This window comes from Actinoplanes sp. NPDC049548 (genome assembly GCF_040676695.1).
Classification (GTDB): Bacteria; Actinomycetota; Actinomycetes; order Mycobacteriales; family Micromonosporaceae; genus Actinoplanes.
The window spans coordinates 120,856-138,111 of record NZ_JBFAPM010000007.1; the positions used below are offsets into that span (position 1 = coordinate 120,856).

The 17,256-nt window shown below is 71.8% G+C and carries 22 protein-coding genes; 6 read left to right on the forward strand and 16 right to left on the reverse strand.

Going from position 1 to position 17,256, the window contains the following annotated elements; all coding sequences use genetic code 11:
• The first annotated feature begins 29 nt into the window (after window positions 1-29).
• A complete protein-coding gene (locus AB0J80_RS16110; protein ID WP_364705252.1) occupies window positions 30-794 on the forward strand; it encodes a methyltransferase domain-containing protein in 765 nt (254 codons plus the stop codon).
• Here AB0J80_RS16110 and AB0J80_RS16115 read toward each other — a convergent pair.
• Window positions 772-1,326, reverse strand: coding sequence for a hypothetical protein (locus AB0J80_RS16115; RefSeq protein ID WP_364705254.1), 555 nt, complete (start codon window positions 1,324-1,326; stop codon window positions 772-774). The two genes, AB0J80_RS16110 and AB0J80_RS16115, sit on opposite strands and share 23 nt — an antisense overlap.
• An 83-nt stretch (window positions 1,327-1,409) precedes the next feature.
• Here AB0J80_RS16115 and AB0J80_RS16120 point away from each other — a divergent pair, with 83 nt between their 5' ends.
• The 3 genes from AB0J80_RS16120 to AB0J80_RS16130 are packed head-to-tail and all read left to right on the forward strand — an operon-like array spanning window position 1,410 to window position 4,349.
• On the forward strand, window positions 1,410-2,000 hold the full coding sequence (locus AB0J80_RS16120) for a dihydrofolate reductase family protein (RefSeq protein ID WP_364705256.1): 591 nt from the start codon (window positions 1,410-1,412) through the stop codon (window positions 1,998-2,000).
• A 52-nt stretch (window positions 2,001-2,052) separates the two neighbouring features.
• Window positions 2,053-3,255 carry an aminoglycoside phosphotransferase family protein gene (locus AB0J80_RS16125; protein ID WP_364705258.1) on the forward strand — a complete coding sequence of 401 codons (1,203 nt, stop codon included), beginning with the start codon at window positions 2,053-2,055 and terminating at the stop codon, window positions 3,253-3,255.
• Window positions 3,252-4,349, forward strand: a complete 1,098-nt coding sequence (locus AB0J80_RS16130; protein WP_364705261.1) for a methyltransferase domain-containing protein — start codon at window positions 3,252-3,254, stop codon at window positions 4,347-4,349. The genes AB0J80_RS16125 and AB0J80_RS16130 overlap by 4 nt, the downstream gene beginning before the upstream one ends.
• Before the next feature lie 27 nt (window positions 4,350-4,376).
• On the opposite strand, the gene AB0J80_RS16135 is transcribed toward AB0J80_RS16130, so the two are convergent.
• From AB0J80_RS16135 to AB0J80_RS16160, 6 genes are all read right to left on the reverse strand, one after another.
• Complete coding sequence (locus tag AB0J80_RS16135) at window positions 4,377-4,625, reverse strand: helix-turn-helix transcriptional regulator (RefSeq protein ID WP_364705262.1); 249 nt, start codon at window positions 4,623-4,625, stop codon at window positions 4,377-4,379.
• Window positions 4,625-5,116: a DUF2975 domain-containing protein gene (locus AB0J80_RS16140; RefSeq protein ID WP_364705263.1), complete on the reverse strand. Its 492-nt coding sequence runs from the start codon at window positions 5,114-5,116 to the stop codon at window positions 4,625-4,627. Before AB0J80_RS16140 ends, AB0J80_RS16135 begins: the two co-directional genes overlap by 1 nt.
• A 63-nt stretch (window positions 5,117-5,179) precedes the next feature.
• Entirely contained in the window at window positions 5,180-6,358 is a 1,179-nt protein-coding gene (locus AB0J80_RS16145) for a DUF1996 domain-containing protein (RefSeq protein ID WP_364705265.1), read from the reverse strand.
• Window positions 6,359-6,454: 96 nt separating this feature from the next.
• A complete protein-coding gene (locus tag AB0J80_RS16150) occupies window positions 6,455-7,117 on the reverse strand; it encodes a response regulator transcription factor (RefSeq protein WP_364705267.1) in 663 nt (220 codons plus the stop codon).
• A complete protein-coding gene (locus AB0J80_RS16155) occupies window positions 7,105-8,412 on the reverse strand; it encodes a sensor domain-containing protein (protein ID WP_364705268.1) in 1,308 nt (435 codons plus the stop codon). Before AB0J80_RS16155 ends, AB0J80_RS16150 begins: the two co-directional genes overlap by 13 nt.
• Before the next feature lie 70 nt (window positions 8,413-8,482).
• The gene (locus AB0J80_RS16160) at window positions 8,483-10,060 is read right to left on the reverse strand and encodes a phospholipase D-like domain-containing protein (RefSeq protein ID WP_364705270.1); all 1,578 of its coding nucleotides are present in this window, start codon (window positions 10,058-10,060) and stop codon (window positions 8,483-8,485) included.
• A 98-nt stretch (window positions 10,061-10,158) separates the two neighbouring features.
• Between AB0J80_RS16160 and AB0J80_RS16165 the strand changes: the two genes are divergently transcribed.
• Window positions 10,159-10,287 (forward strand): hypothetical protein, encoded by a 129-nt coding sequence (locus AB0J80_RS16165; protein ID WP_364705271.1) that lies wholly within the window; start codon window positions 10,159-10,161, stop codon window positions 10,285-10,287.
• 88 nt (window positions 10,288-10,375) lie between these two features.
• Window positions 10,376-11,878, forward strand: coding sequence for a hypothetical protein (locus AB0J80_RS16170; RefSeq protein WP_364705273.1), 1,503 nt, complete (start codon window positions 10,376-10,378; stop codon window positions 11,876-11,878).
• A gap of 15 nt (window positions 11,879-11,893) precedes the next feature.
• On the opposite strand, the gene AB0J80_RS16175 is transcribed toward AB0J80_RS16170, so the two are convergent.
• From AB0J80_RS16175 to AB0J80_RS16215, 9 genes are all read right to left on the reverse strand, one after another.
• Complete coding sequence (locus tag AB0J80_RS16175; RefSeq protein ID WP_364705275.1) at window positions 11,894-12,538, reverse strand: DUF4241 domain-containing protein; 645 nt, start codon at window positions 12,536-12,538, stop codon at window positions 11,894-11,896.
• A 78-nt stretch (window positions 12,539-12,616) separates the two neighbouring features.
• A complete protein-coding gene (locus AB0J80_RS16180) occupies window positions 12,617-13,588 on the reverse strand; it encodes a pirin family protein (protein ID WP_364705277.1) in 972 nt (323 codons plus the stop codon).
• A gap of 10 nt (window positions 13,589-13,598) precedes the next feature.
• Window positions 13,599-14,057 carry a MarR family transcriptional regulator gene (locus AB0J80_RS16185; protein ID WP_364705278.1) on the reverse strand — a complete coding sequence of 153 codons (459 nt, stop codon included), beginning with the start codon at window positions 14,055-14,057 and terminating at the stop codon, window positions 13,599-13,601.
• Between the two features lie 45 nt (window positions 14,058-14,102).
• Window positions 14,103-14,702: an HAD-IA family hydrolase gene (locus AB0J80_RS16190; protein WP_364705280.1), complete on the reverse strand. Its 600-nt coding sequence runs from the start codon at window positions 14,700-14,702 to the stop codon at window positions 14,103-14,105.
• A 32-nt stretch (window positions 14,703-14,734) separates the two neighbouring features.
• Window positions 14,735-15,157: a hypothetical protein gene (locus tag AB0J80_RS16195; protein WP_364705282.1), complete on the reverse strand. Its 423-nt coding sequence runs from the start codon at window positions 15,155-15,157 to the stop codon at window positions 14,735-14,737.
• 30 nt (window positions 15,158-15,187) lie between these two features.
• Window positions 15,188-15,805, reverse strand: coding sequence for a Clp protease N-terminal domain-containing protein (locus tag AB0J80_RS16200; protein ID WP_364705284.1), 618 nt, complete (start codon window positions 15,803-15,805; stop codon window positions 15,188-15,190).
• Window position 15,806: 1 nt separating this feature from the next.
• Window positions 15,807-16,043, reverse strand: a complete 237-nt coding sequence (locus AB0J80_RS16205) for a helix-turn-helix domain-containing protein (RefSeq protein WP_364705286.1) — start codon at window positions 16,041-16,043, stop codon at window positions 15,807-15,809.
• A 100-nt stretch (window positions 16,044-16,143) separates the two neighbouring features.
• Complete coding sequence (locus AB0J80_RS16210; RefSeq protein ID WP_364705288.1) at window positions 16,144-16,353, reverse strand: DUF3072 domain-containing protein; 210 nt, start codon at window positions 16,351-16,353, stop codon at window positions 16,144-16,146.
• Between the two features lie 42 nt (window positions 16,354-16,395).
• Window positions 16,396-17,178, reverse strand: a complete 783-nt coding sequence (locus AB0J80_RS16215) for a VOC family protein (RefSeq protein ID WP_364705290.1) — start codon at window positions 17,176-17,178, stop codon at window positions 16,396-16,398.
• Window positions 17,179-17,256: the final 78 nt, after the last annotated feature.

Sequence of the window (17,256 nt, forward strand, 5' to 3'; positions counted from 1 at the left end):
CGCCGCATCGGCGGTCGAGAATGGGTGCCGTGACGGATGAGAAGAAGGTCGGGATCGCGGTCGATGACTACGACGCGGCGCACGCGGGGGTGCAGGCCAGCCCTCTGATGCAGCGCCTCTGGGCGCAGGCGATGGGCGACGACTACCCCCACGGTGTCGAACCGTTCAGCGCCTGCTCCTGGTGGATGCTCGGAAACATCGTGGCGACCCTGCGCCTGCGACCCGGTGGGCGCCTGGTCGACCTGGGGTGTGGCCGCGGCGGTCCGGGCCTGTGGCTGGCGCGGGCGCTGTCGGCCCGGCTGACCGGCATCGACTTCAGCGCCGTGGCGGTGGAGCTGGCGTCCCAGCGGTCCGCCGACTTCGTCGCGCCGGGGCAGGCGGAATTCCGGCAGGGCACGTTCGCGAAGACGGGACTTCCCGCCGACTACGCCGACGGAATCGTCAGCGTCGACGCGCTGCCGTTCGCCCCGGACCGGCCTGCCGCGTTCCGCGAGGCGCGTCGCATCCTCAAGCCCGGGGGCAGGTTCGTGCTGACGGTACGCGAGCAGCCGGCCGGCGCGGACAGCTGGGAGTCGATGGCGGCCGGTGCCGGGCTGGAGGTCGAACAGCTGCTCCTCAACGAGAACCATCACGAGTTCTGGCTGCGGTTGTTCGCGCTGTGGCAGTCCCACGCGGATGAGCTTCGGGCGGAGCTCGGCGAGCGGGCGGCCGAGAACTTCCTGCTCGAGTCCCGTCAGCCCCGGTCCGCGCTGGAGGAGCGTCCGGCATACCTCATGGTCCTGTGCCGACGATGATGTCGGCGCGTTCCCGGGTGCCGTCGGCGGCGAAGAACCGCTCCTCTTCGGTCATCCAGCGGCGCCACAGCCGGTCCGCGCCGGCGAAGGCCCGGTCGCGTTCGAGGCCGCGGGCCAGTCGCAACGATGCGGGCGCCTCCACCCAGGCGGCGTACGCCAGCCGGCCGACCGTCTCGCGGCGGGTGCAGGTGACGCCCTCGATGATGATCGCCGGGGCCCAGGGCTGTCGCTTCCACTCGCCGAGGGACGAGCCGTACCAGTCGTTCCAGTCCCTCGCCTGGTAGACGGCGTCCTCGCCGGCGAGCAGCGGCGTGAGGACCTGGGCGTCGAAGCGGGGCCACCAGCCGGCGAAGCTCTCCCACGAGGCGAAGTCGTCGATCTCGATGATCGGTGCGGAGAGCAGCTCGCCGAGCGGGCGGGCGAGGTGGCTCTTGCCCGATCCGCTGGGGCCGTCGATGCCGACGATGCGGATGCCGTTGATCGGCTCGCGGGAGGTCACGGCCGCTGCGATCGCTGCGACACGGTCGGACATGAATCGCAGCCTAGATGTCGAGAGCCGGCGGGTGGCTCCGACTCAAGGACGCAAGCGTTTCCCCGGACGAAGGAGTGAGGGTCATGGCCAAGGTCGTCGCGGACATGTCGATGTCGCTGGACGGGTTCATCGCGGACCCGCAGGATCGCACCGACGAGCTCTTCGGCTGGTACGGCAACGGCGACGTCGAGGTGCCGACCGCCGTTCCCGGATTCTCGTTCAAGGTCTCCGAGGCCAGTGCCGAGCACCTGCGGCCCGCGTTGACCGGTGGGGTGGGCGCACTGCTCGCCGGGCGCCGGATCTTCGACCAGACCGAGGGCTGGGGCGGCCGGCATCCGCTGGGCGTGCCGGTCTTCGTCGTGAGTCACTCGGTGCCCGAGGGATGGCCGCGTCCGGATTCCGACACCACGTTCCACACCGACGCGATCGCCGCGCTGGAAGCGGCGAAGAAGGTCGCGGGGAACCGGATCGTGGCGGTCTCCACGCCGACGCTGACCCGGCAGTACCTCGACGCCGGCCTGCTCGACGAGATCGTGGTGTCGCTGGTGCCCGTGCTGCTGGGCAGCGGCATCCCGTTCTTCTCCGGGCTGGCCAAGCATCCCGTACGCCTCGGCGACCCGAAGGTCGTGGCCGGCCGGGGCGTCACCCACCTGACCTATCCGGTGCGTCCCTAGCTTGTCCACAGGGGTCCGACGCGAAGGCGCCACGCACGTTACGGTTCCTCGGGTGGGAAGGACTGTGACTCTCGTGCTCGTCGACGCCGCCGGTGAAGTGCTCGGCGCGTTGCCGCCCTTCGACGTCGAGGTGCCGTGGTGGCCGGAGGTGGCGGACGTCGTCGCGGCGGCTCGTGCGCTTCACGGGGTCGAGGTGACGGTCCTTCGCCTGGTGTCGGCCGCGCGGGCCGCGCCGCCGGGCGGAGCCGTCACCTACCTCGCGCAGACCCACGGCACGGTCAGCGCGCCGCTGCAACCGGCATGTCTCGACGGGAGCCCGGCGCCGCTGCGTGCGCCCTGGGCGGTGCCCGGCGGACCGGCCGCCTCGCTGCGCTGGGCCGCCGAGGCGCTGGGGCGCGACGACGTCGTCGCCGTGCAGCACCGCACGTGGAACCTGTCGGCGATCTGGCGCCTGGAGGCCGGCGGCGCGCCGGTGGCCTGGCTGAAGCAGGTGCCGTCCTTCTTCCGGCACGAGGCGGCGGTGCTGCGGCTGGTCGATGCGGTGGTGCCGGGGCTGGTGCCCACGGTGCTGGCGAGCGGCGACGAGGGTCGCACGCTGCTGGCGCATGTGCCGGGGGAGGACCGTTACGGCGCCGACACGCCGTTCTGTGCGGAGGTCGCCCGGGACTTCCACCCCGTCCAGGAGCATTTCGTCACCCGGACGAGCGAGCTGTTCGCGGCCGGGGTGCCGGACCGGCGGCTGAGCTACGGCCGTTTCGCTCGGGTGGCGGCACCGTGGCTGGACACAGTGGACGGGCTGCAGGCCGTGTTGGAGGAGCTGCCCGCGCGGCTCGCCGCCATCGACGCGTGCGGTCTGCCCGACACGCTCGTGCACGGCGACCTGCATCCGGGCAACGTCCGGTCGGCGGGTGCGGACCGGGTGATCGTCGACTGGGGCGATGCCACCGTGACCCATCCGGCGTTCGACATCCTGCGGCTGACCGAGGGACTGCCGGAGCCGGAGGCCGTCGGGCTGATCGGCGAGTGGGCGCACCGGTGGCGCGAGACGGCACCGGACAGCGACCCGGAGACGGCGGCCGCGCTGATCCGGCCGGTGGCCGCGCTTCGCTCGGCAGCCGTCTACCAGGAGTTCCTGGACCACATCGAGTATTCGGAGCGGCCGTACCACCAGGCCGACGTCCCGGAACGGCTGGCCGCCGCCGTCGAGGCCGCCCGCCTGCCGGAGAGCGTGTCACGGCCTACGGTGGATCGGTGACCGATCTGCGGCGCCGCTTCGTCGAGCAGCTCCGGCGCCACGGTGCGCCGTTGACGCCGGAGCTCGCCGCGGCTTTCGCCAGCGTGCCGCGCGAGATCTTCGTGGCCGACGGCTTCCAGCGGCGCGACGGCACGTGGGCCGAGCCGGGCACCGCCGGGTTCCTGGAGACGGTCTACCAGGACGAGGTGCTGGTCACGAAGGTCCACGGCAGGACCCCGGTCAGCTCCTCCAGCCAGCCCTCGCTGATGGCCGTCATGCTGTCCGCGCTCGACGTGAGCGCCGGCCACCGGGTCCTCGAGATCGGCGCCGGGACCGGCTACAACGCCGCCCTGCTCAGTGCGGTCGGCGCCGAGGTGACGAGCATCGACGTGCAGGCCGACGTCGCGGACCGGGCCCGCGCGGCCCTCACCCGGGCCGGAGTCGAGAAGGTACGGGTGATCGCGGGCGACGGCTACGCGGGTGCGCCGGGGCAGCGCTTCGACCGGGCGATCGTGACGGTCGGCGTGGCGGGCGTCTCCCCGCACTGGCTGCAGCAGACCGGCCCTGGCCCGATCGTGGTGCCCGTCGAGCACGCCGGCACCCATCCCGTCCTCGCCGTCCGGGGCACCATGGACGGCCCGGTCACGGCCACGGTCGTCTGCCCCTCGGGCTTCATGACCGCGGCCGGCCCGCTGACCGCGCAGCACGCCCGCGCGCACCCGCACCCGGTGCCGGCGGAGAGCCTTGCCACCTTCGCCGAGACCGCACCCGCCCGGTGGGAGCAACCGCTGGACCCGTACGAGTACCGCGATCTCTGGTACGCCGCCGGCGTCTGGCACACCCGCGCCACCCAGGCGGCCCTGCCCGGACGCGACGGCAGCACCCTCACCCTCCTGGACGAGACGGGTACGGGCGGAGCGGCCATCCTCCCCGACGGCTCCGTCATGGCGGGCGGCGGCGGGGCGCAGCGCTACACGGCGGAGGCCGTCGAGGTGCTCGACCGCTGGGACGCCGCGAACCGCCCGCCGATGCAGGCCTGGCGCATCACCCTCGAGCGGGCCGGCGACCCCGACACCCCGATCTGGTGCCCGGCCGCCTGGGAGCTCGCGCGGTAGGTCACCGGCGGGTCTTCTCGCCGTGCCCTATGCCGCGTCCTCCGCGCCGGGCCGGGCCGACGCCTCGGCTTCGTCGGCTTCCCAGCGCAGCAGGTCACCCGGCTGGCACTCGAGCACCTCGCACAGGGCCGCCAGCGTCGTGAAGCGCACCGCCTTGGCGCGGCCGTTCTTCAGCACTGCCAGGTTCGCGGGCGTGATCCCCACGCGGTCCGCGAGCTCGCCCACCGACATCTTCCGCCTGGCCAGCATCACGTCGATGTCGACGGCGATCGGCATCAGATCACCTCGTTGAGCTCGGCCTGCATACGCGTCGCCTCGACGTCGCGGGCGACGGCCTGGGCGAGCAGCATCCGCAGGACGAGCACGATGAGGGCGACCCCGAGGATGGCCACGCCGACGCCGCCCATGATGAGGGTGACGCCCGGGTCCTCCCGCTGGCCCGGCGCGTTGAGGGCCGTGACGGCGAACCACACGAGGGCGGCCGCCACGATCGCACCGATCATCACGTCCACGTACCGGAAGGCGGCGTGGGAGAACACGGTTCCGCGTCGCACCATCGTCACCAGCCGCCATACGCAGACCACAGCGACCTGGACGGACACGATGCCCAGAACCGTGATCACTCGCAGCGGAGTGAGCGGGAGCGACCCGTCCTCCGGGTCGTTTCCGCTGACCAGCAGCCACAGCATCGACGCCTGGACGAACAGGGTGCCGGCGAGCACCACCACGAGCACCGCTCGCAGTGCCAGCACAGTCAGCTTTCCCATGGCCAATCCTTCCATCGAGTTGCGATGGAAATCTATCGTAAATCGATAGGTGACGGCAAGTCCTCAGTAAGAGAACGGGTCGTAGCCGTCGTTGTTGCATGTCCGGCGCTGGGCGATGCAGTTCCTGACCCGCTGGTTCATCTGATCGACGTCCCACATCACGAACGCGTCGCCGTGCATCGACGAGGCGCTCCTGCCCACCGGGTCGGAGGAGAGGTAGTAGCCCGCCTTCGTGCCCTTGGCGCCGTACGCGATGTCGAAGGTCAGCGCCGGGATGCGCACCGGATGACTGCGCGGGCAGCCCTCGTCGGTGCCGAACGCCATGTGCGCCTTGTGGTCGGGGCTGTCGAGGTGCTTTCCGTCCCAGCAGTCCTGGAACTGCAGGATGAAGTGCAGGGTCGCCGGTTTCGCGCAGATCGGCCAGTTGCCGTTGTCGCTGCGGGCGTAGCCGTTGATGTCGCCCGGGCCGTAGAAGGCGCAGAAGAACTGGCCCTGCGCGCCGCGCGGAGTCGGCTGCTTCTTCTTGGCGTCGCCGGCGATCATGCGCAGGCCGTTGGGTGCCGGCAGGACGCCGTTCGAGTTCTTCCGGATCGAGCGGTAGTAGACGCGGAAGCCGGTGGTCTCGACCGGCTTGCGGGTCGCGGCCTCGTACAGCGTCGGCACCCAGTAGGCGGAGTGGTCCACGACCGGCTTGCAGGTGGTGGCCGTGAACGCCATCAGGTCGCCGGCTCCGGTGTGCGCGTCGACGGCCTTGTTGCCGACGAAGTCATGCATGTGCGAGGCACCCGGCAGGCCAGGGGCGACGATCGGATCGTCGGGCTTGCGGTGGCTGTACCGGCAGTCGGCCCGGAACTCCGGCAGGTTGCCCGCCGTGCCCGGGGGCTGCGCCTTCGTGGCTTTGTACTTCGCGATCTGAGCATTCCAGGCTGCCGGGTCGACCAGCACCCAGCCGGGCTTGGGCGCCTTTTGTGGAGCGGCGGCGGAGGCGGGGCGAGAAACCGGAGCGGAAGGCGAAACGGCCGGAGAAATGGATGGCGCAGGGGACGGGGAAGCGGACGGGGAAACGGAGGCGGCAGCGACCGGCCGCTGCCGGGAGGCGGAGGCGTCGGTGCGGCTGACCGACAGTGCCACCGCGGCGATCAGGACGACCGCCGCACCCGCGCCGCCGACGGCCAGGCCTCGTCTGCGCCGGGCATGGCGGCCCTGGCGCGACGAGGGTTCGCGGTACGCGGAAGACGACATGAGTCGGAATGCTAGGCAGGCCAGCCTCGCGCCCGACAGGCACTTAAAACAAAGAAAAGAACGACTGTCCGGTCGTCCAGAATTCGCCGAAAACTGTTATGGCCCGTCCGCGCGCAGAAAGGCGAGCACCGCGAGCACGCGGCGGTTCGTGTCCTCGGCCGGGGGCAGGTCCAGCTTCGCCAGTATGTTGCCCACGTGCTTGCCGACCGCCGCCTCGGTCACGAACAGCCGGGCCGCTATCGCCGAGTTGGAGTGGCCCTCCGCGACCAGCGCCAGCACCTCCCGCTCCCGGGCGGACAGCGCGGCGAGCGGGTCCCTCGGGCGGCGCAGCAGCCGGCGGACCACCTCCGGGTCGACCACCGTGCCGCCGCCCGCCACCGTACGCAGCGCCGCCACGAAGTCCTGCACGTCGACGATCCGGTCCTTGAGGAGGTAGCCGACACCCGACCCGCGGCCGCTGTCCAGCAGTGCCGCCGCGTAGTCGTCCTGGACGTACTGGCTGAGCACCACGACCGGCAGCTCCGGGCGTACCCGGCGAAGCGCGACGGCCGCGCGCAGACCCTCGTCGCGGAAGCCCGGCGGCATGCGGATGTCGGTGACCACCAGGTCGGGCCGGTGGGCGGCGACCACCGCGACCAGTTCGTCCGCGTCGCCGACCGCGGCCACCACCTCGAAGCCGAAGCGGGTCAGCACGCCGGTCAAACCCTCGCGGAGCAGCACCCCGTCCTCGGCGAGGACCACTCGCGTCACGGCCGGCACGGCAGCTCGACCCGGACCAGCGTCGGACCGCCCTCGGGGCTGGCCAGCAGCAGCCGCCCGCCGACCGCCGCGACCCGGTCGGCCAGCCCGGTCAGGCCGGAGCCTCCGGCGGGGTTTGCACCGCCTCGGCCGTCGTCACGCACCTCCAGCACCAGGACGTCGCCGGCCCGGGCGAGCAGCACGTCGGCGCGGGCCGCGTGGGCGTGCTTCACCACGTTCACGAGGGCTTCGGAGGCCGCGAAGTACGCCGTACCCTCGATCTGCTCGGAAGGCCGCGGGACGCCGTCCGCGACCGTCACGGCGACCGGAAGTGGCGACCGGCCGGCCAGCTCGCGCAGCGCCGCGGGCAGGCCCAGGTCGGTCAGCTCCTGCGGCCGGATCCCGTAGATCAGGTCGCGGAGCACGACCATCAGCTCCTTCGCCTGGTCGTGGGCCTGGCCGAGCGGCGCGGCGGCGGGGGAGTCGTCCGGCACGTCGAGGCGCGCCATCCCCAGCTGCAGGGTGAGGCTGGTCAACCGGTGCTGGGCGCCGTCGTGCAAATCCCGCTCGATACGCCGCCGTTCCAGGTCGAAGGCGTCGACGAGCCGGGCCCGCGACTGCGCCACCTCCCGCAGGGCGGCCCCGGTCCGGTCACCCAGCAGCGCCCGCGTGACGGTGGCCTGACTGGCCGCGATCACACCGAGCAGATAGGCCAGTACGGGGGCGAGCACGACACCCAGGATCGCGAGCGGCACAGCCTCACCCGACGAGTGCACCGTGAACGCCCCGAACGTCCATTCGGCGGTGCCGGTACGGGCGAACAGCGGGCTCACCACGAACGCGATGTCGAGGATGACCAGCAGCCCGTAACCGAAGTAGACGACGGGCACGACCAGGCCGAGGAACGCCGCATACAGCAGCTCCCGCCAGGTGGCCGTCTCCGCGTAGCGGGCCCGCACCCAGGCGAACGGCTCGGTGGGGACGGGCGGGTGCGGCGAGGGCAGCGGGCGTGGATCCATCAATGCGAGCCGGGCCCGGTCGACCGCTCCCAGCGGGATGGCGAACAGCGGCCCGAAGCCCGCGAAGAGCACGAGCGACACGAGCATGAAGAACAGCGCGTCGCCGGTCGGCATGGCGTGCGTGGTCAGCCGGGACAGCGCGGCGACCCAGGGCAGGACCAGCAGGGTCATCACCGTGGCGACCGGTGCCGCGACGGGCAGGGTGGTCAGGACGTAGACGAAGGCCCGCCAGGGACCGGCCGAGAGCAGGTAGCGGCGGTGCAGGAGGGCGCGCAGCGGAGCATCGTTGGTGGACACACCGTCACGCTAGGTGCGCTGCCCGGGCGTTCCCAGCCGCCCACGGATAGTTCCGGGGGTATACCCAGCACTACCACGCGCCCTTGCGGCGGGCCCGCCACGGGCGGCCGTCCGGGTCGTAGACCAGGCGATACATCGGTACGGCCCAGAGCCGCTGGTGCCACGGGAGCTGCTCGGTCTCGTGGGGCACCAGGCGGCCCGGCGGGCGCGGACCCCGTTGCCCGTTACGGTGCCAGTCACGCAGGGTGTCCGCCGCTTCCCGCACGGCCCGGACGGTGTCCTCGGGGTCGATCAAGCCGTCGTCGGAATCACGGTCGAGGTGCTCGCGCAGGAGCTGGAGCCGCAGGTTCCGGGCGTAGACGCGGGCGCCGTCGCCCAGCCCGGCCGGGTCGAGGGGCTTGCGCTCGTCCCGGGTCCGGTCCAGCACCGCGCATGAAAGCTCGCTGTCGTGTGTCCACGAACGACGGTTGAAGTTGTCGCTGCCCACGCTGGCCCACACGTCGTCCACGACGCAGACCTTCGCGTGCACGTAGACCGGCGTACCTTCATGGTTCTCGACGTCGAACACGTGCACCCGGTCCGGCGCGGCCTTGCGGCACAGCGAGATCGCCTCCGCCCGCCCGACCTGGTTGGGTGGCAGCGAGAACCGGCCGTCCACGTCCGGGTGGCGGGGCACCACCGCGATCAGGTGCAGCTGCGAGTTGGCGTTGAGCGCGTCCGCGAACAGCTGCGCCACCTCCTTGGACCACAGGTACTGGTCCTCGAGGTAGATGAGGCGCCGGGCCCGCTTGATCGCCTTGGTGTAACCGCGCGCGACGGTCTGCTCACCGAGCTTCGCGAAACCGTACGGCGGGCGCATGGCGGGATAGGTCCGCAGCACCTGGATGTCGTGCGGCCCGCACTCCGGCGGATCGGGTGGCTGGGGCGGGAGTCGGTCGGCCCGCAGGTCGGCGTGGCGCAGCTTGTCGGTCACCGTGCTGATCGGGCCATGCTGGTCCAGGGGCGTCGGATCGTTCCACCGCTCCCGGAACGAGAGATCCAGCGCGCCGACCACCGGACCGCGCAGGGCCTGCTGTACGTCGTGCCATGGCGGGTTCTTCCCATACGCCCCGGCCATGGCGACCGCCTGCGGATCGCCCCGATGGTCGGCGTCGTCGCGCCGGCTGTGGCACAGGTCGATCCCCCCGGAGAACGCGATGTCCCGCTCGGGCGCCCCGGGGTGACGCAGGATGACGATCTTCTGGTGGTGCGAGCCGCCCCGGCGTACCCGCTGGTCCAGCAGCACCTCCCCGCCGGCGGCCTCGACGTCCTCGCTGAGGGTCCGGTTCTCCTCCTCGCTGTACGCCAGCTTGTCCAGGTGTGAACGCCACAGCAAGCCCTTGACCACGACACCCCGCTTCGCGGCGGCGGCGAACAGCTCCGCGATGGTCGGCCCGTCCTCACGCATCCGCTCGTCGGGATCGCCCCGCCAGTCGGTGAAGAACAGGTAGTCGCCGTCACCGAGCGTTTCCACCTCGGTCACCAAACGGTCGAAATAGGTTCCGCCGTGAAAGAGGGGTTCGGCGGTGTTTCCCCGCGTCCAGGTGGGTATCTGTGAGTCCGGGTTGCCGCGTTCGTCCGCGGTCAGGAACCAGTCCTCCAGTGACACGGGCAGCCCTTTCGAGGTCGACGACGCCCTCTCACGGTAGGCCCCTTGACGCCCGCCCGCACCCTGAGCCCGTAGCCATTCCCTCGTGAAGGACCCCCATGAGCAGCGAGCCTCTGACCACGACCGCCGTACCGACCGACGCCGCCGCCTCGTCCGAACGCGGCCTGCTGATCGCGATGCTCCTCATGGTGCTCATGGGCGTGGGCGCAATGCTCCTGATGTCCTGACATGCGGCTGTGACCCGCTTCACCGGTGACCTCTTCGTGACAGAAAGCGGGCAGCGCGACGCGGCCCGGCTCATTCATACTCGTCGGCATGACGGGGGAGCCGGCTTTCAGCAGCGCAACGATCGAAGTCCCGCCGGGTGAGGCGGCAGCCGGTGCCACCAAGGTGGTATGGACGCCGACGCACGGACCGCTGACCGTGACGGTGCCCCCGGGCACGGTGGACGGGTCGGTGGTGTGGGTACAGACGCCGGCCGGCACGGTCGCGGTGACGATCCGCGTCGCGGCGCCGTCCGATCCTCGGTTTCCGCCTTTTCCGGCTCCTTACGGTCCTCCCATTTCTTCCGCTCCTCCGGCTTTTCCGGCCGCAGGGCCGCCGGTTTCGGGGGCGCCGGCCTCCGGTTTCCCCGCGCCGGGTGAACAACCGCCCGGGGCCGTCCCGCCCGCGGGCGGCTTCCCCGCGGCCGGCGGCTACCCGGCTCCTGGCGGCTACCCGGCACCCGGCGGATATCCTCAGGGCGCTTACCCGCCACCGCCCGGCGGATACCCCCAGGGCGCCTACCCGCCACCGCCCGGTGGTTACCCGCCCGGGCAGGGTCCGGCCTTCGCCGGTCCGCCCACCGCGGCGCCGCCCACCGGCCGGCGCAACACGATCATCGGGCTGGTCGTCGCGGCCGCCCTCGTGCTCGGCTGCTTCGGCGTGATCCGGGTGGCCTCCGGTGGCGACGATGACGACACCCCGCAGGCGGACAAGCGCAACGGCCTGGCGGCGACGACCGCGCCGGCCGGCGCCGAACCGGTCACGCCGGAGCAGTACGCCCAGCTCCTTGCGGCCTCCGACAGCGCGATCAAGGTGCCCTTCGCCAAACTGAACACCGGCGACACCGCCGCGTTCGCCAAGGCGGCTCCGGCGGCGGCCAGTGCGATCCGCGCCGAGGCCGGCAAGCTGCGCTCCACCCGGCCGCCGGCGGGCGCCGAGGCCGCTCACACGCAGCTCGCCCTCGAGCTGGAGAGCCTCGGCGACATGGTGGAGCAGACCGCGGGCGCCAAGCAGGAGTGCCCGGCCGCCTCGCCGTACGCGACGATCCTGCAGTCGGGCTGGGCGGACGGGCTGCGCGAGGACGCCCGGAAACTTGCGGCGGCGGACGCCGACTACAAGTTCGGCACGTTCCTGCCGGGTGCCCCGAAGGAGCAGAACCGCCGGCTGAAGAACGGCACGTACGTCAAGCGCACCGGCTCCGGCGGCCTGGGCCACCTGAAGATCAAGAATGGCGCCTCGGACACCACGATCTCGCTGGTACCGAACAAGGGCAAGAAGCCTAAGCCGGTGTTCACCGTCTACGTGCGGCGCGGCGGGACGTACACGGCGAAGGGGATCCGTGACGGCACGTACCGGATCTACACGGCGTCGGGCAAGGACTGGGACGCGGGCAGGAAGGGCTTCACGCGGGACTGCTCGTTCTCCAAGTTCGACGACACGTTCAAGTTCACGACCACGTCATACTCGTCGTCGATCTGGACGATCACCCTCACCCCGATGATCGGCGGCAACGCCTCCACCAGCGACGTCGATCCCAACTCCTTCCCGAACTGATCCCGGGCCGAGGCGTCAGAGCACCCGGAAGTCCGTGACGAACGAGGCGACCTCCCCGTCGGCTGTCCGGCCGACGAAGGTCGCGTACCCGCCGTCGTCCGGGCCTGTGCACACCGTAACGACGTTCGCGCCGGTGGCGCGGTCGGTGACCGCGTCGAGGGCCGCGGGGGCCGGCGGGCTCGGCTCGGGAAGATACGTCCGCTCGACCCGCTCGTAGGGCCACGCCCGCAGGGCGGCCAGGGCCTGCCGGTCGGCGAGCGTGGCGGTGCCGCAGTCCGCCGGGTACGCGAAGAAGCCGTCCTCGTCGACAAAGGACGGTCCTGTCCGCGCCGGCCGCGCCGGCTCCCACGTGGCCACCGGCTCGTCGCGGACGACCAGCTGCAGGGCCGCCGTGCGCCGATCCGACTCCACGCCGTGGTAGGAGGCCGGGCACGCCACCGCCACCCACGCGCGCAGCGGATAGCGGCCGGGTGGGACGGTCACGGTGAAGGGTGGCGTCTCGCCCGGGCCGCTCAGGGGATCGCAAGCGACGACGTGACCCGTCGGCAGGCTCACCCGGCCGGCCGGGATCATGGTCAGCCGGTAGTCGTGGGTGTCGTCGAAGTGGTGCGCGCCCTCGGTCAGCAGCCGATCAAGCATCTCGCCGATGTCCACAGCCATGCCCGGAGGATATCGGCGACGACCGACAAAACCGCTGCGTGCGCGAAGCGATCCGCCCGCGGCCGGCGAGCCCGGCGCTCAGTCCGTGTGCGGGAGCCGCTCCGCCGGGATGACGCCCAGCCGGCCCTTCTGGAAGTCCTCGAACGCCTGCATCAGCTCTTCGCGGGTGTTCATCACGAAGGGCCCGTAGTGCGCCACCGGCTCCCGGATCGGTCGCCCGCCCATGATGAACAGCTCCATCGCTGGGATGTTCGAGTCCTGCACCGGCGCCGCCTCCACCCGGAGGGCGTCGCCGGCCCCGTGGGTGGCGAGCTGGCCGATGCGGATCGGGCGCTGCTCCGCGCCGACCGTGCCACGTCCGGCCAGGACGTACACGAGGGCGTTGTAGTCGGGCTGCCACGGCAGGTCGAGCCGGGCGCCGGGCTGCAGTGTCACGTGGGCGAGGTTGATCGGGGTGTGCGTCGACCCCGGACCGGCGTGGCCTTCGACCGTGCCGGCGATGACCCGGATCAGGCTGCCTCCGTCGGGGGTGGTCACCAGGGCCGACTCCCGGCCGCGGATGTCCTGGTACTTGGGGGCGATCATCTTCGCGACCCGGGGCAGGTTGACCCAGAGCTGCAGGCCGTGGAAGAGCCCGCCGCTCATGACCAGCTGCTCCGGCGGCGCCTCGATGTGCAGGATGCCGCCGCCTGCCGTCATCCACTGGGTGTCGCCGTTGGTGATCGTGCCGCCGCCACCGAGGGAGTCCTGGTGGTCCATGGTGCCGTCGATCATGTAGGTGACGGTCTCGAAGCCACGATGCGGGTGCCACGGCGTGCCCTTCGGCTCACCGGGTGCGTAGTCGACCTCGCCCATCTGGTCGAGGTGGATGAACGGGTCCAGCTCCGGCATGGGTACGCCCGCGAACGCCCGCCGGACCGGGAAGCCCTCGCCCTCGTAGCCGGTGGGTGCGGTGGTCAGCCGGCGAACCGGCCGGTAGGCGGTGGTGGCCGGGTCGAGCCGCGGCAGGCGCGGCAGCACCAGGACGTCGTCGACGGTGATCGCTGGCATGAAGGTCCCCTCAGGTGGTGGCCGGGCGCAGGCGCGTGCCGAGCCGGGTGAAGACGCGGGCGAGGACGGCGATCTCGGCGTCGTCGAGGTCGTCGATGAAGCTGTCGCGCACGGTGGCCAGGTGCAGCGGGGCGGCGGCGACGAGCGCCGCCATCCCCTCGCCGGTGAGGACCGCCTCCTGGCCGCGGCCGTCGTCGGGGCAGCTCTGCTTGCGGACGAGGCCGCGTTTGACCATGGAGGTGATCTGGTACGTGACGCGGCTGGGCGAGAAGACCATGCGTCCGGCCAGCTCACCCATGCGCAGCCGGTGCTCCGGTGCCTCGGACAGCACCACGAGCACGTGATAGTCGGCCATGCTCAGCCCGGTCTGCGCCCGCAGGTCGTCCTCGAGGCGGGTCTGCAGCGCCCAGCTGCTCTCGATGTACGCCCGCCAGCAGGTCTGCTGCCGGGCGTCGAGTGGTTCGGCCATGCCGCCGAGCCTACTCCTTAAAATTTGAAATACCAGAGGCGGACCTCACAGCAGGCGGGCCAGCTCGGCCAGGTCCTCGATCATGATGTCGGCGGCGATGCCTTTCAGGGCGGCGACGGTCGCCCCCGCGGCACGACCGGCGGCGACACCCACCTCGGCGTCCTCCACCACCAGGCACCGCGCCGGAGGTACGCCCAGCAGCTCGGCGCCGCGCAGATACCCCTCCGGGTCCGGCTTCCCGCGGCTGATGTCCTCGACCGTCACCAGCACCGGTACGTCGATCCCCGCGGCGCCCAGCCGTGCCTTCGCCAGCCGTACGTCCGCGCTGGTCACGACGGCCCAGGGCAGCCGCAGGCCGGCCAGCAGCTCGATCGCTCCGGGAGTGGCCACCACGTCGCTGAGATCGTCGTACTGCAGCTCGAGCTGCCGTGTCGCCGCGGTCGCCACCGCGGCGTCGTCGAGGTCGGGGCGCACCAGCCGGACAGTGCGCTCGGCGGGGGCGCCGTGCGCGACTGCCAGGACGGCGGCCGGGTCGGCGCCGTACTCGGCGGCCCACGTACGCCAGGCCCGTTCGACGGCCGCGTCGGAGTCGACCAGCGTGCCGTCCATGTCGAAGAGCACGGCCTCGAGGAGGGTGAGATCCATCCCTCCATGGTCCCGTACGCGCCGGGCGGAGGTCAGGCGCGGTAGTAGACGCGAGCCTCGTACCCGGTGCGGGTGAGGTGCCAGCCGAGGTCGTCGACGTCGAGGATCTCGGGGCGGCCGGCGAGCCAGGCGGCCGCCATGTCGAGCGTCTCGGCGGGCGTCGCGCCGGTGAAGGTCATGCACCGGGCGGCGGTGTCCCCGGCGGCGGGTGCGTGCCGGGGGAGTGCCTCGGCGGTCATGGTCGGCTCGGGGCCGGTCACCACGGCGGTCGCACCCACCGCCTCGCCGTCCAGGACGCCCTGGACGAACCAGTCGTTGATCGTCTCGTCGTGCTCGACGGCCCATCCGCTGACCGGGCCGACGTCGGCGGCGATCGCGTGCTTGGCGTTGTCGAGGGCGGCATCCAGCGTGGCGACCTCGAGGTCCTCGCCGTTGTACTCGACCCGGTACGTCATGGCGCCCTCGGTACCCAGCTCGCGGTGTTCCTACGCCGCCTCGGTGTTGAGAGCCCGGGTGAGCTCGGCCCGCAACGCGTCGACGTCGACCTCGCGGTCGGCCAGGATCTGGGCGCCGAGCCCGCGGCCCTCCCGCAGCAGGCCCAGCATGATGTGTTCCGGGGCGATGAAGTTGTGCTTGAGCCGCAGCGCCTCCCGCAACGACAGCTCCAGCACCTTCTTGTTGCGGTCGGAGAACGGGCTGTGCCCGCTGCCGCCGTAGAAGCGCCGCATCAGCCCTTTGCGCTTCGACTGCGCGGGCCGGGGCAGGTTGAGCGCGCCGGGGCCGAAGTTCTCCTCGATCGCCCGGCGGACGGCGTCGAGGTCGATGCCGATGGCCCGCAGCGCCTCCCGGTCGGCGTCGTCGGGGTCCACGACGCCCGGGTCGGTGGAGCGGGTGCCCGCCCGGCGAACGATCTCGGACCGGACGAACCGGGCGTCGATCCCCTTGCCGCGCAGCGCCGGGGCCGAGGCGACCGAGCCGGCCGGGTCGGCGAGCAGCGCCAGCAGCACGTGTTCGGTGTCGACGGGCGTCTGCCCGAGGTCGCGGGCCTCGGTTTTGGCGCGGACGACGACCTCGCGCGCCGCGTGGGTGAATCGCTCGAACATCTCAGTCCTCCCGTGGGTCCTGCATCGGCATGCGGTTCGCGTGCTTCTTGTGTACGCCCTGGCGGGTCACCTCGAGGGCGTCCGCGATCTCCTGCCAGGACCAGCCCTTCCGGCGTGCGTTGGCCACCTGCAGGTGCTCGAGGCCCTCGAGCAGGCGGCGCAGCGCCACGACCGCGCGTAGACCGACCCGGGGGTCGGCGCTGCCCGCGGCGGCGGCGAGATCGGTCGCTTCGGTCATGCTGTCAACCTACGTTGACACATGGCCGCTGTCAACCCCGGTTGACACGGCGGGTGCGAAAGAGGGGCCCGCCACAGTGGCAGGCCCCTCTCGGTGATCTCTATCGGCCGCGGCCGGTCTTCTCCTGCAGGTCGTCGATGCGCTGGGACGCTTCCGCCTTGGTCAGGTCCTCGGGCACCTCTTCGTGGGCTTCGGACGCCAGCGTGTGCAGATACGACTGCTGGGCTCCGGTGGCCGGCTCGTCGCCGGTGGTCCAGTCGGCCGGGTCCTTGATCGTGTTCGACGCCGGATCCTGCTCGCTCGCCGCCATGGTGCCGCCTCCTCGATGACAATCATTCGAACAGGCGTACCACTACCCGCCGAACGTCAGCTCCATGCCTGAGTTCGGCGTGTAGGACATGGTGAGCTCGATCGGGATCGCCGCGGGCGCTGCGATGGAGAACGGGACGCCCCACGGGTCCAGCAGCTCCGCGTACGTGCCGAAGCCCATCTCGCGGGCCCCGGAGATGACGGTGGCGCCGTACGCGCGGGCGTCCTCGAGCGTCTCGACGCAGTCGGCCACCTGGAACGCGGCGCGCCACCAGCTGCCGCCGAGGCTGGGTGCGAGACCCGCCATCGCGTCGTGCGCGGTCGTGATCCACTCGCCGCGGGTGCCGTCGCTGCCGTACTCGTCGCGCAGGAGCCAGCCGAAGGCCTGACCGTAGAAGTTGGCCGCGGCCACCGCGTCGTCGGTGAGCAGCTCGGGGAAGGTCATCGTGCCGGGCTCGCCGCCCACCTGCGCACCGGTGAAGCCGCGCGGCTCCCAGATGCCCAGGACGGCGCCCGCCGGGTCGGCGATGACCGCGGAACGGCCGCCGTGCCCGTCGGCAGGCTCGTGGACCAGGCGCCCGCCGGCCTCGCGCACCCGCAGGATCGAGGCCTCGAGGTTGTGCTCGGTCAGGTAGGTCAGCCAGCCCGCGGGACGGTCCTCGCGAATGCGCGTCAGGCCGGCCACCGCGCGCCCCTCGAGCTTGAACCGGTCACCGGCGGGTTCCCAGCCGAAGAGCCGCGCATAGAACTCCGCCGCCCTGGCGGGATCCGCGCTCGCCAGCTCGACCCAGCAGGGTGTCCCCGGCGCAAAGCCCCGAATACGCATGGCCGCACCTTTCGTCGGTCTACCTTGGAATCCCGGCCTGGGGAGGTGCCGCTTACCTTACAGCCATGAATACGCTCT

Excerpts from the sequence above, each read along its gene's own strand:
- AB0J80_RS16205 (WP_364705286.1), bottom strand. The coding sequence starts at position 16,043 with ATGACCGAAGCGACCGATCTCGCCGCCGCCGCGGGCAGCGCCGACCCC.
- AB0J80_RS16195 (WP_364705282.1), bottom strand. The coding sequence starts at position 15,157 with ATGACGTACCGGGTCGAGTACAACGGCGAGGACCTCGAGGTCGCCACG.
- AB0J80_RS16165 (WP_364705271.1), top strand. The coding sequence starts at position 10,159 with ATGAGCAGCGAGCCTCTGACCACGACCGCCGTACCGACCGACGCCGCC.
- AB0J80_RS16200 (WP_364705284.1), bottom strand. The coding sequence starts at position 15,805 with ATGTTCGAGCGATTCACCCACGCGGCGCGCGAGGTCGTCGTCCGCGCC.
- AB0J80_RS16170 (WP_364705273.1), top strand. The coding sequence starts at position 10,376 with ATGACGGGGGAGCCGGCTTTCAGCAGCGCAACGATCGAAGTCCCGCCG.
- AB0J80_RS16115 (WP_364705254.1), bottom strand. The coding sequence starts at position 1,326 with ATGTCCGACCGTGTCGCAGCGATCGCAGCGGCCGTGACCTCCCGCGAG.
- AB0J80_RS16120 (WP_364705256.1), top strand. The coding sequence starts at position 1,410 with ATGGCCAAGGTCGTCGCGGACATGTCGATGTCGCTGGACGGGTTCATC.
- AB0J80_RS16190 (WP_364705280.1), bottom strand. The coding sequence starts at position 14,702 with ATGGATCTCACCCTCCTCGAGGCCGTGCTCTTCGACATGGACGGCACG.
- AB0J80_RS16185 (WP_364705278.1), bottom strand. The coding sequence starts at position 14,057 with ATGGCCGAACCACTCGACGCCCGGCAGCAGACCTGCTGGCGGGCGTAC.
- AB0J80_RS16175 (WP_364705275.1), bottom strand. The coding sequence starts at position 12,538 with ATGGCTGTGGACATCGGCGAGATGCTTGATCGGCTGCTGACCGAGGGC.
- AB0J80_RS16180 (WP_364705277.1), bottom strand. The coding sequence starts at position 13,588 with ATGCCAGCGATCACCGTCGACGACGTCCTGGTGCTGCCGCGCCTGCCG.
- AB0J80_RS16145 (WP_364705265.1), bottom strand. The coding sequence starts at position 6,358 with ATGTCGTCTTCCGCGTACCGCGAACCCTCGTCGCGCCAGGGCCGCCAT.
- AB0J80_RS16135 (WP_364705262.1), bottom strand. The coding sequence starts at position 4,625 with ATGCCGATCGCCGTCGACATCGACGTGATGCTGGCCAGGCGGAAGATG.
- AB0J80_RS16215 (WP_364705290.1), bottom strand. The coding sequence starts at position 17,178 with ATGCGTATTCGGGGCTTTGCGCCGGGGACACCCTGCTGGGTCGAGCTG.
- AB0J80_RS16140 (WP_364705263.1), bottom strand. The coding sequence starts at position 5,116 with ATGGGAAAGCTGACTGTGCTGGCACTGCGAGCGGTGCTCGTGGTGGTG.
- AB0J80_RS16210 (WP_364705288.1), bottom strand. The coding sequence starts at position 16,353 with ATGGCGGCGAGCGAGCAGGATCCGGCGTCGAACACGATCAAGGACCCG.